Source organism: Nocardioides malaquae, from assembly GCF_015070385.1.
GTDB lineage: Bacteria > Actinomycetota > Actinomycetes > Propionibacteriales > Nocardioidaceae > Nocardioides > Nocardioides malaquae.
The window spans coordinates 152101-167398 of sequence record NZ_JADCSA010000002.1; the positions used below are offsets into that span (position 1 = coordinate 152101).

Below are 15298 nucleotides of genomic sequence, written 5' to 3' on the forward strand. Positions count from 1 at the left end.
TAGCGTCGCTGCTATGCACCGCCTCCGCTTCGAGGGCCACATCGCCGGCGTCGGCACGACCAGCGGACTGCGCGCGGTCGTGGGGCGGTGGTCCGCGTCGCCGCTGGGCGCGTTCGCCGACGTGATGGTGGAGACGGCCACGGGCCACCGGCTGCTGCTGGCTCCCAGCGAGCAGGTCGCGCACTTCGTGGCCACGACCTACCACTTCGACGAGGTCCGGGTGGAGTCCGTCGTGGTCTCCGACTCCCCGACGGGGTGGGTCGTCGAGACCCCGTCGCTGCGGCTGCGCCTCACCGTGGGAGGCCGGACGCCGCTGGGGCGGTTGGTGCGTCTCGTCCCGCCCCGCCTGGCCACGGCGCCGGCGTGGTCCCGGGTCACCGACCCGGTGGCCCGGGTCGTCATGCGTGGTGTACGCACGCGCGGCAGCGCCGGAGGAGGGCGTACGGAGATCTACGGTGCGACCGACGTCCGACGGATCACCGCGGCCCACGGGTGCTTCGCCGGCGCGGACCTGGGCTCGCTGGCGCCCGTCGACCCGGCGTGCCGCTTCGGGTTCAGCTCCTCACCTCGCACGCCGGCGGTGACCACGGTCGTGACGACGATCCTCACCGACCCGCGTGGTCGCGCCACAGCTGGTCCACCGCGGTGACGACGTCGTCGCGCAGCTGTGTGCCGCCCGCGCGAGGGTGCCAGTTCTGGCCGGGCGCGACCTCCTTGAGCGCTGCAAGCGGCAGGGGGTCGTCGGCGGCCACCGCGGTGGTCCATCGGACCTCGACGTAGTTCGCCAAGCCCTGGTCCTCGTCCCAGTGCTTGTCCTGCTGCACCTCTGAGACCACCTCGCCAGACGCAATGATTCCCCTCGGTTCCGGTCCCTGGCGCAGGAGGTAGACCTCGTCGCCCGGGCCGATGCGACGGGGATGTGGGCCGGCGGACCAGCGATGGAGGAACCCTCGGGACTTCGAGGTCTGGATCGCCCTGAGCGTCTCCTCGCGGTCGGTCCAGTCCCAGCGGGTGGGGTTGTAGGTCAGAAGGAAGGTCTGGGGCATGGGTTGAGAGTAGGGCGAGCTGAGCGGAGTCGTCCGTGGTCATCCACAGCCCTTGCGGGTCGAGGGGAGGCGTGGTGCGCTGGGACGCCGCAGACCAGGAGGTCGTCCGTGTTGCTCTCGCCCCAGTCCCGACTCGCGCAGAACTACCACCCGCTCCCGGTCGTTGCCTCCACTGCGGAGGGGGCGTGGGTCACCGACGTGGAGGGGCGCAGGTTCCTCGACATGCTGGGCGCCTACTCGGCGATGAACTTCGGGCACGCCAACGCCTCGGTGCTCGCCGCCGCGCGTCAGCAGCTCGAGCGCCTGACGCTCGTCAGCCGGGCGTTCGACCACGACCTGCTGGAGGAGTTCGCCACGGCCCTCACCGACCTCGTGGGCAAGGACATGATGGTGCCGATGAACACCGGCGCCGAGGCCGTCGAGACGGCGATCAAGGTCGCACGCAAGTGGGCCTACGAGGTCAAGGGGGTGCCGGCCGACACCGCCGAGATCATCGTGATGTCCGGCAACTTCCACGGGCGCACGACCACGATCGTCGGCTTCTCCGACGACCCCGACGCGCGCGGGGGCTTCGGTCCCTTCGCTCCCGGCTTCGTGACGGTGCCCTTCGGCGACGCCGCGGCGCTGGAGGCAGCGATCACGCCACGCACCGCGGCGGTCCTGCTCGAACCGGTGCAGGGCGAGGCCGGTGTCCTCATTCCGCCGCCCGACTACCTGCCCCGGGTGCGCGAGCTCTGCACTGCCCACGACGTGCTGATGGTGGCTGACGAGGTGCAGTCGGGGCTGGGCCGCACCGGCACCACGCTGGCGTGCGAGGTCGTCGGGGTGGAGGCCGACCTGTACGTCCTCGGAAAGGCCCTGGGCGGCGGCGTCGTCCCGGCCTCCGCGGTGGTCGGGGACGCCGCCGTGCTCCGGGTGCTCCGGGCCGGACAGCACGGTTCCACCTTCGGCGGCAACCCGCTTGCCTGTGCAGTGGGTCTGGCGGTGGTCGAGATGCTGCGCACCGGCGAACCGCAAGACCGGGCGGCCAGCCTCGGGCGGGTGCTGGCCGAGCGGCTGGAGCCGCTCGTGGGGCGCGGCCTCACGCAGGTGCGTACGCAGGGCCTCTGGGCAGGGCTGGACGTCGACCCCCGGCTGGGGACCGGACGCGACGTCTGCGAGGCACTGGTGGCGCGCGGGGTGCTGGCGAAGGACACCCACGGATCGACGTTGCGGCTCTCGCCGCCGCTCACGATCGACGAGGCAGACCTGCACTTCGGGCTCGATGCGCTGGAAGGCGCCCTCGCTGGCCTGGGTGCCTGACACCTGTCGCGGCTGCGGGGCCGGCACAATTGGAAGACCCCGCCGGCGTCTCGGGTCGCCAGCGGGGTCTGGTCCCAGTGTGCAACACGACCGGCTGCCGATGACATCAAATGTGGAAGAAGTCTCATTCGTCGGAGGAAGTGGTCTGGTCCACCCCGACGTCGACAGGAGCCGAAGCGCGGCGGGGCTCTGGTGTCGCCACCCATAATGGGGAACATGTCGCTGACTCCGCCCGACCCTGCCGTCACCGGCGACGTCTACGGGCCGCTGGGGGTGCTGGCCGGGGTCGACGCCACCGGCCGGGATCCCAACGAGGTGGTCCGCGAGGTCCACACCCGGCTGTCGACCTTCATGATGGAGTACAAGTTCGCCCTCGACGAGGTCGAGACGAAGATCAACATCCTGCGCGAGGAGTTCGAGCTCGTCCACGACTACAGCCCGATCGAGCACGTGAAGTCGCGCCTGAAGTCGTTGGAGTCGCTGGCCGAGAAGGCGCGACGCACCGGCTGCGGTCCCGACCTCGAGACGATTCGCGAGGAGATCCGTGACGTCGCCGGCATCCGCGTGACGACTGCCTTCGTCGAGGACACGTACCGCTTCGCGGAGATGATCGTCGGGCAGCGCGACGTCACGTTGCTGGCTCGCAAGGACTACATCGCCGACCCCAAGCCGAACGGCTACCAGAGCCTCCACCTCGTGGTGTCGGTGCCGGTCTTCCTCTCCGACCGCACCGTCGACGTGCCGGTGGAGGTCCAGGTGCGCACCATCGCCATGGACTTCTGGGCGAGCGTCGAGCACAAGATCTACTACAAGTACGACGGTGACGTGCCCGAGCACCTGAGCCGCACCCTCAGCCAGGTCGCGGCGACGGCTGCGGCCCTGGACGTCCAGATGGACCAGCTGCGCTCCGAGGTCCACTCGCTCGCCGACAGGAGCCACCCATGACCCTCACTTCTGGCGGCGGCGACGGCCTGTACGTCCTGCTCAAGACCGAGGAGGAGGCCGACGGCACGGTCGTGGAGACCTTCTCCTCCAGCGAGGGTGTGCTGAGCGCGTGGGGTCCGATCCAGCACGGCGGACCGGTCTGCGGCATCCTGACGCGTGCGATCGAGCGCTGCCAGCCGCGGGTGGGCACCCGGTTGAGTCGGATCGCCGTCGAGATCCTCGGGCCGGTGCCGGTCGACGAGGTCCGGGTGCAGGCGCGCGTGGTGCGCCCCGGCCGTCGCATCGAGCTCGTGCAGGCGAGCCTGGAGGCGCGCGACGAATCGGGGGAGTGGCGTCCCGCGGCGACCGCTTCCGCCTGGCGTCTGGCGACCCAGCCCACGGACGACGTGGAGCGGCACGCCGACCCCGTCATCGCCGTGCCTGACGACGTGGGAGTCGTGGACACCGGCCTCCACCTGCCGGACATCTGGCCGCGCACCGGCTTCATCTCCTCGGTCCACTGGCACATCACCGAGAGTGGCGACGAGCCCGGTCAGCCCACCATGGCGTGGATCAAGCTGCTGAGACCCTTGGTGGAGGGCGAGGAGACCACGCCCACCGTGCGGCTGATGACGGTGGCCGACGTGGCCAACGGCGTCGGTGCCCGGCTGGACCCGCTGGTCCACACCTTCCTCAACGCCGACGTCACGGTGCACCTGCACGCTCAGCCGGCGGGGGAGTGGACCGGTATCCGAGCCGAGACGTCCGTCGGCCCGGACGGCATCGGGCTGAGCGCGGCCTCGTTGCACGGGAGCAACGGGCCGGTCGGCCGGATCGCGCAGACCCTGCTGGTGGAGCGCCACGGGCCCTTCGACGCCTGAACCGACCATGGCTTGCGATTCGAACTGGTGTTCGATAGGTTGGTCGTAGGTCGTCACTCAGGACACCGGCTCCCGCTCGCGTGGGGGATCCGGAGACGGTGGCGCCAGTTGCGAGGGTGACGTGATCGTCCCGGGTGTCCGGGCCTCCAGGAGCAACGACGTGCAGACCGCTGTGGAGTGGTGTCGTCGAAGCAGGCTGGGGGTGGCTCGGGTGTCGCGAGTGTTGGCTGCGTGTGCGGTGATCGAGGCCGAGCTGAAGGCGTTGGCCGAGGTGAACCCGATCTTCATGAGCACCGAGGAGAAGGCCGAGGCGTTGCGGCGCTCGGTGGCTCTGGAGAGCCAGTTGACGGAGCTCCGGTTGCGGGTGATGGCGTCCTCGCAGGACGTCGCTGAGGCCCAGGGGTTCCACTCGGTTGCGCCGTGGCTGGCCCACCACGCCCATGTACGCCGCGCTGACGCCACGACCGACCTGAAGCTCGCGGTCGCGCTGGAGGAGCTGCCGGTGCTGGCAGCCGGGCTGCGGGAAGCACGGGTCAACGTGGCTCAGGCGCGCGTGATCGCTGGCGCGTTGGGTGAGCTACCGGACGGCATCGAGCCCGAGGTCGCGGCGCTCGCGGAGGCCGAGCTCGTGCGACTCGCCGAGGTCCACGACCCGGCCGACCTGGCCAAGCTCGGGCGCCGGATCCTGGAGCTGGTCGACCCTGACCGGTTCGAGGACGAGGAACGCCGCAAGCTCGAAGAAGCGGAGAAGCACGCCGCTGAGAAGCAACGCCTGAAGATGCGAGCCCTGGGCGACGGACTCACCCGCATCAGCGGGGTGGTGCCCGATGCGGTCGCGGCCCGGTTGTCGACCTACCTGCACGCCTTCACCAACCCCCGGTTGTCCGACGGAGCGGTCCGTAGCACCACCGACGAGCAGGCCCAGGCCGAGAAGCAGGGCACCGGGCAGCAGGGCACCGGGCTCGTGGTCAATCACCCTCGTCGGTTGGCCGAGGCGTTCGGACAGCTGTTGGAGACCCTCGACCCGGCACGGTTGCCGCTTCATGGCGGTGACGCCACCAACGTCACCGTCACCATCAGCTTCGACGCGTTGAAGACCGGCCTCGGGGTCGCGTCGCTGGACAACGGCACCCCCGGTGACGGGTTCGACACCCTCACCGCCGCCCAGGCCCGCCGGCTCGCGTGCAACGCCCGGATCATCCCCGCGGTGCTCGGCACCGACTCCGAGGTCCTGGACCTCGGCCGCGGCGCCCGGTTGTTCACCAAGGCCCAACGTCGGGCCCTGTTGCTACGGGACGAGACCTGCCGCGCCGAGGGATGCACGATCCTCGGCACCTGGACCGAAGCCCATCACCTCATCCCGTGGTCACACGGCGGCGCGACCGATCTCGACAACGCACTGCTGCTCTGCTCACGGCACCACCACCGCGCGCACGACGACACCTACGACATGACCCGACTCGCCTCCGGCGACTACCGCTTCCACCGACGGAGGTAGCGGGTCGTGTCAGGCCGGCGCCGTGTGGTGCCGACTAGGGTTTCGACGTGACTTCTCCCCGTGACGGCGACGCTCCGGTGAGCCTTCCCGTCGCGATGGTCGTCGGCCGGGGGCCGTGGGGCGACGCCACGGCGACGATGCTGACCGAGCACGCGATTGCCACGCCCGACCGGGTCGACGTGCGCGAGGCGGTGGCCCGGGTGGGGGTCGAGCCGCGCCCGGCCGTCGCCGTGGTCACCGATGCCGACCCGGACGACCGGGTGCTGGTGGCGTGTCTCGCATCCGGAGTGCCTGTGGTCGACGTGCATCGGTCGATCGCCGCGGTCGACCGGGCCCGGACCGCCATGAGGGCCGGCACGCTGGTCGCCGCTTCGGGCTGGGGCGGAGGGGCGGCTGCCGTCGTCGTGGCTGCAGCGTGCCAGGAGGTGGGTGGTCCGCCCGCCGACCATGTGGAGGTCGCCGCCCTGCTGGCGCCCGGCGATCGTGCTGGGGACGCATGGTGGCGCCGGTTCGCTGGGCTGCACCGCAGCTTCATGGTCTACGAGGGTGGGCAACGACGTCTGGTGCGAGGACTCGGTGAGCCGCGTGCCGTCGACTTCGCGCACGGACGACGCCGGGCCCGACGCGTCGCCAGCCCCGAGCAGGAGACCCTGGTGGAGACCGGGGCGAGTCGTTCCGCAGCGGTGCGGGTCGCCTTCGCCGAGGGCCGGACCAACGTCTGGCTTGCGCTGCTCGTCGGATCAGGCGCCTGGCGCTTCCTGCCCGCCGCCTGGCGTGCCCGCATCCTGCGGCCCCGAACCGGGCAGCGCTCCGGCGGTCACGAGGTCGACGTGGTCGTCGCCCACGCTCAGGGTGTGGTCCGCGCCCGGATCGTCGCCGTGCACGGTCTGGCCCACCTGGTGGCCGCTGGCGCCTGCGTGCAGGTGGGTCGTCTGCTCCGCACGCCAGCGGATGACGACGCCGCGACCCCGCCCGCCAACGTACTCACGTCCCAGCGGGTCAGCCATCCTGAGGAGAGCGACGACCCGTGCGCGGACCTCGCGACGCTGCGCGCACTCGGGATCCAGGTCGACCTGGAGGTTCGCCGCTCCCCATGAGCGCGGTTGCCGCGCAACCGTCGGTGCTCGGCGTTACCGTCGAATCCAGACAGCTGGAGGGAGCGGGGCCATGGCTGGAACGACACGGGGTGACGACCCCACCGACCCGCGCGGCGCCGACCGGGACCCTGCTGACGTCGCCTCGTGCCCCGACCCCACCGTCGAGGCGCGGTGGAGCGACCTCGAGAGGCGGCTGGCTGCCCAGCTGCTCCGCATGGACGACGACGAGGAGTCCGACCTGCTCATCGTCGAGGTGCCCGGCTTCGACGACGAGGGCCCCGGCAGCGCCCCCTACGTCCTGTTCGCCGGCGCCGACGGAGGCGCCCGGCTCCACACCGAGGCGTCCTCCAACGACCAGCTCACGCCCCAGTTCCTGCTGGACGAGACCGCCTGTCGGAGCATGCGCGCCGCCGGATGGCACGGAGCTGACGCACCCGAGAAGAACTGGTTCCGCGACGACGGGCTCGCCGCCGCGCCCGAGGTCGCCCGGAGTGTCGTCGTCGCCCTGCGGGAGCAGTTCGGAGTGGCGCACCCGGAGCTCCTCACCTACCGGGCGTGGGGGCGCGCGGCGGGGGCGGCCGGGCTGCTCGGTCTCGTGGCCAGCACGGCTGTGCCGGTCGACCGGGTCGATCGCATCGGCCCGGACGCGTCCTCGGGCACGTCCTTGAGCACGGTCTCGGGCGACGACGAGGCAGACGAGATGACCAGCTTCCGTCGCGAGTTCACCAGACCGAAGGACCTGACCGACGTCGTCATTCGCTTCATGCGGAAGAACTTCGACGACGTGGTCGTCGACGACACCGGTGCCCTCGTGGTGCGCCACCTGGGTCACCTGGTCTTCGTGGACATCCTGAACGAGGAGCCTGCCGTGCACGTCTCCGCCCGGGTCGTGCACAACGCGCGCTCACGTGCTGCGACGGCCGTCGAGGTCGAGCTGCTCAACCGTGACGACCTCTGGATGAAGTGGACGGTGCGCAGGCGCACGATCTGGCAGGAGGTCACGATCCCGGCGCTTCCGTTCGCCGAGCTGCACCTGGCGGTGCTGATGGACATCTTCCTGCACACGCTCGAGCGCACCCGCGACGACCTGGCGCTGCGGACCGGGGGAGAGGTCGGCTAGCTGCCGGGCCGTCACGGGTGACGCGGGTCGAGCGGGTCGAGTGGATCAGGGCAGGCGGGCCGCCGAGCTGCAGTTGCCGCTGGTCCGCACGTCGTTGAAGCGGTCCACGATCCAGTCACGCGCCGCGCCCTGGTGGCTCAGCAGGGGGCCGAGGTGGCTGAGCATCAGGCCGCCGGACCCGACCAGCTGGATGACCGGCTTGTAGGTGACGTTGGCGCCCTGGGCGCACCAGTCCAGCGCGAGCTGCTTGGCCTGGGCGTGCGGCACGATGTCGTCCTTCGTCCCGGTGAGCACCTGCACCGGGATCGTCGGCTTCAGGCGACCGATGCGCTGATCGGCGACGGCCTGCATCAGCACCGGCTCCGCGGCCACGTCGACCGAGGCGGGGTTGCCCGAGCGGGTCCACTCCGAGGTCTTCTTCGTGCCGAAGGCCAGGAGGGTGTCGACGATGCACTGCTCCTTCGAGGTGTGGATGGCCTCGATGCCCTTCTGCGTGACGAGCTGGTCGAGGTAGGGCGTCAGCTCGGGCCGGTAGGCGTGCATCGCGTTGATGGTCCAGGGGATCGCGCCGGTCAGCAACGTGCCGTCGATCGTCTTCATGACCTCGAAGAGGTTCGCCGGGGGACCACCCACATAGGCGCCGGCCAGGTTGAGCTCAGGGGCGTACGTCGGCGCCAGCTCGGCCGCGGCGCCGGCCGCACCACCGCCCTGGGAGTAGCCGTAGAGGCCGATCTTCGAGCGCTCCGTGACGGAGGTGCCCGGGAGGGAGAGGGCGGCACGGGCCGCGTCGAGCACGGCGTGGCCCTGGTCGACCCGGTTCATGTACGTGTGCACCCGGTCGGTGGTGCCCAGCCCGATGTAGTCGGTGACCACGACGGCCACGCCGTCGTTCAGGAAGCCGTAGATCGACGGCACCTCGTAGCCGACCATGAACTTGCCGTCCTCGACGTTGAGGAAGCTCTCCAGGGTCTTGGAGGGTGCGCAGGCGTCGGCAACGCCCTGGGTGCCCACGGAGAAGGAGACCAGCGGTCGGTCGCCCTTGCCTCGCCACCGCTTCGACGGCTCGATGTAGACACCCGAGACCGCGGCCTGGTCGCCGCCCTCGTCAGTGGTCGTGTAGAGAATGCGGGTGGCGGTGCCCGGCAGTCGGGTCTGGCGACCCAGCAACGGGAACGAGATGCCCAGCTTCATCGGCTCCGAGCGCACGACGGTCCCGTCCGTCGCGGGCAGGTCGGTGGGTGGGGTGTAGAAGTCGTCGTATCCGGTGGCGGTGGCCGACGCGGTGGCCGGGGTGGTCGTCGGCGCGGCAGTCGCCGTGGTGACGGTGCTCAGCAGGCTGAGCACGAGGGCGCTGCCCGCGGCAGCGGCCAGCGTTCGGGTGGTGCGGGTCATCGGTTCTCCCTGGTGGTGCGGTGTCGAGCGAGCCGAGGCTCGCAAACGAGACGCGTGTCTCCCTTCCAGGGTCAACCGTGACGGAGGTGGCAGGCGGCTGGTTGTCCGATCGCGACGAACTCTTGTCGGATCACGACAACTGTGCGCCATGCCTCACACGCATTGGCGTGGTGCCCCACCATGCGTGGGCCCGTCGGGTGAAGGTCGCCGCCTCGGCGTAGCCCACCCGCTGGGCCACCTGGGCGATCGGCAGGTCGGTGCCCACCAGGAGCTGACGGGCGTTGTGACGGCGCAGGTCGTCGAGCACCTCGGCGAAGGACGTGCCGGCGGAGGCCAGGAGCCGCTGCAGGGTGCGCGGGTGCACGCTCATCTGCCGGGCCACCGCACCCAGCGTCAACGGCGCCTGTCCCATGGCGTGGGAGAGCGCCGTACGCACCTGCTGGACGACGTCGTCGGCGGGGTTGCGGCGGTGACGCGCCAGCATCGCGCCGGCCAGACGCTGCAGCTCCTCGTCGTGCTCACGCAGCAGCAGGCTGGCCAGGGAGCCGGTGATCCGGATGACCGCGGAGGCGCGGCCCCCGCGCACGGGACCCTGGAAGTAGGCCGCGTAGGCCTCCGGGTCCGGGGGATCGTGCGGCAGCTCGACGCTCCGCAGACCGTAGGGACCCCCGACCAGCTCGACGGCGGCGCGGTGCGCGAACCCGAGCACCAGCGCCGTGCTCTGCGGTGTCGGCACCCGTCCCGGCCCGGCGTCGAACTCGACCCCCGCGACGTCTGGTGACCCGAGTGGGTCGGGCACGGCCCAGATCCGCAGCCCCTCGGCGTGCACGAAGAGGAAGTCGCTCACGTAGCGCAGGGCGGTCGCGAGCGACTCGGAGTGCTTCACCGCCAACCCCAGGGGCCCCAGCAGGTTGAGGTCCTGGCGACGCGCCATCCTCAGGCCGAAGTCGGGGCACGAGAGCTCGTGGGCCGCGGTCTCGAGGGCCACGGCGACGGCGGCGTCGGAGACGAGCATTTGGTTGCTCTCCAGAGCTGCGGTCGGCAGGCCCGAACGTACGGCAATGTCCCCGGCGTCGCCGCCCAGCTCCGCCACGAGGGCACGGAAGCCGTGCAGTCCCGCGGACCGGATCATCGCCATGCACGCGAGAGTCCGTGCTGGAGGCGGGTCTGTCAAGGCCGGTCGGCCACCCGCCGGACTCTCTGGGATCCTTGGTCAGGTCAGTCGAGTGTGCCTGGGATGTCGCCAGCGGGTCAGTGTGGAGGTCATCGGTGGGCGGTAGCCATGCACACACGTCGCACCCGGAGACGCGGCGGATGCGCCGCTGGGCCGTGGCAGTCGTCGCGCCCTTCGTGGTGGTCACGTTGGTGGCGCTCGCGCTGCTGTGGCCCGGCGCGGTCGAGCGCGAGACGCCTGAGGTGGCCGGCGCCGGGCAGGCCGGTGGCACCGTGGTCGCCGTCGACCGCGAGGAGTGCCCCGAGCCGCTGCCCGACGACGTCAACGGGTGCGGCAGCGCGACCGTCGAGGTCGACGAGGTCGACGGAGCCCCGGTCGAGGTCGGTGCCCGCGTCGAGACGACCCTGCCCAACGGCACCGGCGCCGCCCGCATCGAGGTCGGACACTCCGTGGTGCTGCTCCACATGTCGACACCCGACGGCGGCACCTTCAGCATCGTCGACCACCGCCGCGCCACCGGCATGTGGATCCTGGCTGCCGCGTTCGTGCTGGCCGTCGTGGCCTTCGGCCGCTGGCGCGGGGTGCGCTCACTGCTGGGTCTGGGGGTGACGTTCCTGGTGCTGCTGTACTTCGTGGTCCCGGGCATCCTGGAGGGCTCCTCGCCCGTGGCGATGGCTCTCGCCGGGTCCGCGGCCATCGTGCTGTCGGTCATGTACCTGACCCACGGGCTGACGCTGTCGACGACCGTCGCGCTCGTCGGGACGCTGGTCAGCCTGGCGTTGACGGGCCTCCTGGCGTGGATCGCGGTGGCAGGGCTGCACCTCACCGGCGTCACCGACGACGTCTCGACCACCGTCGGCATGGACCTGGGCGTCGACATGGGCGGACTGCTGCTCGCGGGCATCATGGTGGGCTCCTTGGGCGTGCTCGACGACGTGACGGTCACGCAGTCCGAGACCGTCACCGAGCTGGCCCGGGCCAACCCGGCCTACCGTGCGGTCGACCTCTACCGGGCCGGCGGTCGGGTGGGGCGCGCCCACATCGCCTCGGTCATCAACACGATCATCCTCGCCTACGCCGGTTCGACGTTGCCGCTGCTCGTGCTGATCGTGGCCAACAACCCGACGCTGGGCGCGGTGGTGACCGACCAGGTGCTCGCCCAGGAGATCGTGCGCAGCGGCGTCGCCACCTTGGGCCTGATCGCCGCCGTGCCGGTGACCACCGCGCTCGCGGCGCTGGTGGCCGCTCGCGCGGTGCGCGGGGAGGAGACGGCCTCCTGAGGGACTCGTGACCCGCGGGTGGGCCTCAACGCAGACGGTCGAGGGCGGTGTCCACCGCGGGGCGGTCTGACAGCGGCACGCCGTCGAGAGCAGTCAGGTGGGTCAGTCGTCCGTCGGGCGCGACGCAGAGCACGGCGTCGAGGTCGTGCGGCAGCTCACCGCTCCAGGCGTCAGCCTGCAGGCGGGCACAGGCGCGCTCCCACAGGTGGTGGGGCACCGTGCCGTCGTGGGGCACGGGGTGCAGCCAGCCTCGGGGCGTACGCAGGAGCGGCGCGCCCGCGGTCGTGTCGACGAGGGCGGTCGTGGCGGAGGACCAGATGCCCACCTCACCCGGCCGCAGCCAGGCTTCGGCACGCGCTTCGTGGTGGCCGGAAAGGGCGGGCAGTCCGGTCAGCGGCGAGGCGATGTTCACCTGCCAGGGCAGCGTGACGCCCGGCGCCGGGGCGGAACTCGACCCCTCGGTGCCGGGAAGCGCCGTGGGCGCCGTGGGCACGGTGGGCGCCGTGGGCACGGTCCACGCCGTGACGCGCGTGCTGCAGGGGCCCGAGGACGCCCGGAAGCGATGCGTCCAGCCGCCCACCACCTCGAGGGCCGAACCTGAGCCACTGCCCCCACCAGGGCCCGGGTCGCGGACCTCGCTCGCGAGGTGGCGCCACGGCGTCTCGTCGAGTCGGGTGCGCAGACGCTCGGCCACGCGGGCGGCGAGGTCGCGAGCGCGGGCAAGCGCCGCGGGACGGTCGGGACCGGAGGGGACCACCACTCGGAAGCCCGCCCCGAGGAACCCGGCCCGCAGTGCCGCCCACTCGTCGTCGGAGCAGTCGACGGCGACGCCGTCGGTCCAGGTGCGCGTCACGTCACCCGTCACGTGGCCGCTCGGGCGGCGGCACGGAAGGCCGCCGAGCGTTCGGTGTAGTCGTTGAACTCGTCGTAGCTGGGCGCCCCGGGGGAGAGCAGCACCACGTCGGCCGGGTTGGCGGACGAGCCCGCCCAGGCGACCGCCTCGGCGAAGGTGTCGAAATGGCGGGCGGCGAGGTCAGGTTGCTCCTGCGCGATCCGGGCGCCCGCCGGGCCGATGAGCAGCGGCGTCAGCTCGGGGTGGGCGCGCAGGTGGGTGGTCAGGGGTGTGAGGTCCAGGCCCCGGTCCTCGCCGCCCACGACGACGGCAACGCGCTCGCCGGCCAGGGCGGAGAGGGAGGCCACCACCGCCTCGGGGGCCGTGGCGAGGCTGTCGTCGATCCAGCGGCGCCCGTCGCCCGAGGGCACCGGCTCCATCCGGTGGGGCAGGGGAGCGAAGTCGCGCAGGGCGTGGACGAGGTCGGCCGGGGCGACTCCGTGCAGCCCCGCCAGCCTCAACGCCAGGGCGATGTTGCCGGCGTGGTGACGGCCCGGGAGTGGCAGGTCGGCGGCGGCCACGCGGGTGCCGTCCGGCCACACCACGTCGCCCGCGGCGTCCACGTGCACGTCGGACTCGTCGGTGAGCAGCAGCTGCGTCCCGGGACCCAGCCGCTCCCGCACCCGGCGTACGACCTCGGACGCTTCTGCCGGCACGACGACGACCTCGGGGGCGTGGGCGACCGCGTTGAGCTTGTCGCGGTAGTAGGCCTCCAACGACCCGTGCCACGTGAGGTGCTCGGGAAACAACGAGGTGACGGCGACGACGCGGGGCGAGCGGGTCAACGACTGGGCCTGGTAGCTGGAGAGCTCCATCACCACCACCTCGGCCGGTGGGTCTGACTCCTCCAGCACGCTGGTGCCGATGTTGCCCCGCAGCGAGGAGCGGATGCCGGCGGCCAGGAGCAGGTGGTGCAGCAGGCTGGCGGTGGTCGACTTGCCCTTCGTGCCCGTGACGGCAACGACGCGGTGGGCGTGCTCGCTGACCCACAGGTCGGTGAGGCTGGTGACCGGGACCCGGGCCGACCGGACCTCGGCGAGGAGGGGGTGGGTGGCCGGGACCCCCGGCGACTTCACGACGACGTCGGCAGCCAGCAGCTCGGCCCGGCCCTCGGCCGCGTACGCGACGCCCGCGACCACGGGGCTCTCCGGGCGGGGCCGGTCGGGCTCGGCGACCACGACGGTGACACCGCGGGCGCGCAGGTGCTCGGTCACCGAGCTGCCCTCGCGGCCCGCGCCCCACACGACGACGCGTCGACCGTCGAGGTCAGAGAAGCGCACGCGCGGCCTTCTCGTAGGAGGCGGGCAGCAGGTGGTCGTCGTGGAAGGCGAAGGCGCGCTCCACAACCACGTCGTCGACCAGGCAGGCCGCGACCTCCGGGTCGGCGAGGAAGGGGTGGCCCACCCAGTCGGGGTGGCGCTGGGTCAGCGTCAACGCGGCCCGGCACTCGTCGGGCTCGCCGACGCACTCGAAGGGCTTCATGCGTCCGCCGGCGTTGAGCAGCTCCATGAAGCCCTCGCGCTGCGCCGGGTCGGCGAAGAGGTCGCGGCCCCCGAAGATCGCCTCGAGCTCCGCGCGGGGCACGAAGGGGGAGAGGCAGAGGAAGACGAAGTGGCACTTGGGGCACTCGCCGCACCACAGCCGCCGCCGGGAGGGGTCGAGGTGGAAGGCGCGGTTGCAGCTCGTGAAGACCGGGTGGTAGTCGCGCAGCTGGCCGAAGCGGCGCATGATCGCCAGCTCGGTCAGCGGGCGGAGGAAGGAGAAGTAGCGGGCCGCGCCCCCGGCGGCGGCCTCGGCCAGGAGACGTTCGAACTCGATGCCCTTCGACCACTGGTGGTTGACCTCGACGCCCTGCCAGGTGACGTTGCCGAAGGAGGAGGAGGCCTCGTTGCTGAAGACCACCGCGTCGAGCCCCAGACGCTCGGCCACGAGCAGTCCGACGACCGAGTTCACGGCGGTGACCGGGACGTGACCGTTGAGGGCCCCGGCGTCGTTGAGCGCGAAGAGGGCGGGGTCGAGACGTCGGCGCGCCACCACCAGGGGCAGGCCGGCAGCCCGGGCCGTGGCCTCGATGGGGGCGTAGGAGTTGACCGAGAAGAGGGTGGGCTCCACACCGGTGGCCGGGCCCATCGCGCGCAGCGCCTCGATCGTCACCACCGAGTCCTTGCCTCCCCCCACCGCGACCAGCGGCCGGACCGGGTCGCCGGCGGAGTCCTCCACCGGTGCGACCTCGTCGAGGTCGGGTGCCTCGATGGTGGGGGTGAGCGCGCGGGGCACGTCGTTGCGGAAGGCGAACTCGCCGAGGCCGTGGCCGATCACCGCGGTCAGGAAGCGCCGCTCGAGTGGGGTGAGGCCGTCCGGCACGGCGATCGTGGCAGGCACGCACGCCTTGTAGTAGCTCGGCGCCGCGGCCAGCGCGAGCAGGCGCAGCAGCCGCGCGGAGGGCGTACGCGCCCCGTCGGCGTCGCTCGACCCGGCTGACTCGTCCGGCCCGTGGGGGCTGTCGGGCAGCGTGACGTGCTCGGTGAGCTCGAGCGTGCGGTCACCGTCGAGCTCGCGGTAGCGGTAGCGCAACGCGATCTCTCCGGACGCGTCGGCCTCGGGCGTCAGGACCTCGAGGACGAGCGACTCCGGGGACGTCGACAGGACCCAACTCATGGGCGCCAGCATACGACCGGGGCATCGGCGGCCC

14 protein-coding genes are annotated in these 15298 nt (G+C 71.9%); 8 read left to right on the plus strand and 6 right to left on the minus strand.

Annotation, left to right across the window (positions count from 1 at the left end):
* Window positions 1-13 precede the first annotated feature (13 nt).
* The gene (locus IEQ44_RS02685) at window positions 14-649 is read left to right on the plus strand and encodes a hypothetical protein (protein WP_193636879.1); all 636 of its coding nucleotides are present in this window, start codon (window positions 14-16) and stop codon (window positions 647-649) included.
* Here IEQ44_RS02685 and IEQ44_RS02690 read toward each other — a convergent pair.
* Complete coding sequence (locus IEQ44_RS02690; protein ID WP_193636880.1) at window positions 606-1046, minus strand: EVE domain-containing protein; 441 nt, start codon at window positions 1044-1046, stop codon at window positions 606-608. The genes IEQ44_RS02685 and IEQ44_RS02690 overlap by 44 nt on opposite strands.
* 108 nt (window positions 1047-1154) lie before the next feature.
* Between IEQ44_RS02690 and rocD the strand changes: the two genes are divergently transcribed.
* The 6 genes from rocD (at window position 1155) to IEQ44_RS02720 (ending at window position 7868) form a co-directional block, all read left to right on the plus strand.
* On the plus strand, window positions 1155-2348 hold the full coding sequence (gene rocD, locus IEQ44_RS02695; protein ID WP_319804457.1) for an ornithine--oxo-acid transaminase: 1194 nt from the start codon (window positions 1155-1157) through the stop codon (window positions 2346-2348).
* Window positions 2349-2564: 216 nt separating this feature from the next.
* On the plus strand, window positions 2565-3293 hold the full coding sequence (locus IEQ44_RS02700; RefSeq protein ID WP_193636882.1) for a GTP pyrophosphokinase: 729 nt from the start codon (window positions 2565-2567) through the stop codon (window positions 3291-3293).
* Window positions 3290-4153 (plus strand): thioesterase family protein, encoded by an 864-nt coding sequence (locus tag IEQ44_RS02705; protein ID WP_193636883.1) that lies wholly within the window; start codon window positions 3290-3292, stop codon window positions 4151-4153. The genes IEQ44_RS02700 and IEQ44_RS02705 overlap by 4 nt, the downstream gene beginning before the upstream one ends.
* Before the next feature lie 121 nt (window positions 4154-4274).
* Window positions 4275-5651, plus strand: coding sequence for an HNH endonuclease signature motif containing protein (locus IEQ44_RS02710; protein ID WP_319804458.1), 1377 nt, complete (start codon window positions 4275-4277; stop codon window positions 5649-5651).
* 47 nt (window positions 5652-5698) lie between these two features.
* Window positions 5699-6748 carry a hypothetical protein gene (locus IEQ44_RS02715; protein WP_193636884.1) on the plus strand — a complete coding sequence of 350 codons (1050 nt, stop codon included), beginning with the start codon at window positions 5699-5701 and terminating at the stop codon, window positions 6746-6748.
* 70 nt (window positions 6749-6818) lie between these two features.
* The gene (locus IEQ44_RS02720; protein ID WP_193636885.1) at window positions 6819-7868 is read left to right on the plus strand and encodes a TY-Chap domain-containing protein; all 1050 of its coding nucleotides are present in this window, start codon (window positions 6819-6821) and stop codon (window positions 7866-7868) included.
* A 45-nt stretch (window positions 7869-7913) separates the two neighbouring features.
* Here the strand turns inward: IEQ44_RS02720 and IEQ44_RS02725 are convergent, their stop codons facing one another.
* Together IEQ44_RS02725 and IEQ44_RS02730 are read right to left on the minus strand one after the other, a co-directional pair.
* A complete protein-coding gene (locus IEQ44_RS02725) occupies window positions 7914-9260 on the minus strand; it encodes an alpha/beta fold hydrolase (RefSeq protein ID WP_193636886.1) in 1347 nt (448 codons plus the stop codon).
* Window positions 9261-9390: 130 nt separating this feature from the next.
* Window positions 9391-10398, minus strand: a complete 1008-nt coding sequence (locus tag IEQ44_RS02730; RefSeq protein WP_193636887.1) for an AraC family transcriptional regulator — start codon at window positions 10396-10398, stop codon at window positions 9391-9393.
* A 131-nt stretch (window positions 10399-10529) separates the two neighbouring features.
* On the opposite strand from IEQ44_RS02730, the gene IEQ44_RS17815 reads away from it, so the two are divergent.
* Window positions 10530-11714 (plus strand): YibE/F family protein, encoded by a 1185-nt coding sequence (locus IEQ44_RS17815; RefSeq protein WP_319804459.1) that lies wholly within the window; start codon window positions 10530-10532, stop codon window positions 11712-11714.
* Between the two features lie 25 nt (window positions 11715-11739).
* Here IEQ44_RS17815 and IEQ44_RS02740 read toward each other — a convergent pair whose 3' ends face one another.
* The 3 genes from IEQ44_RS02740 to IEQ44_RS02750 are packed head-to-tail and all read right to left on the minus strand — an operon-like array spanning window position 11740 to window position 15264.
* On the minus strand, window positions 11740-12567 hold the full coding sequence (locus IEQ44_RS02740; protein ID WP_193636888.1) for a hypothetical protein: 828 nt from the start codon (window positions 12565-12567) through the stop codon (window positions 11740-11742).
* 8 nt (window positions 12568-12575) lie between these two features.
* Window positions 12576-13886, minus strand: coding sequence for a UDP-N-acetylmuramoyl-L-alanine--D-glutamate ligase (murD, locus tag IEQ44_RS02745; protein ID WP_193636889.1), 1311 nt, complete (start codon window positions 13884-13886; stop codon window positions 12576-12578).
* Complete coding sequence (locus IEQ44_RS02750) at window positions 13873-15264, minus strand: MurL-like N-terminal domain-containing (protein ID WP_193636890.1); 1392 nt, start codon at window positions 15262-15264, stop codon at window positions 13873-13875. The genes murD and IEQ44_RS02750 overlap by 14 nt, the downstream gene beginning before the upstream one ends.
* Window positions 15265-15298 lie beyond the last annotated feature (34 nt).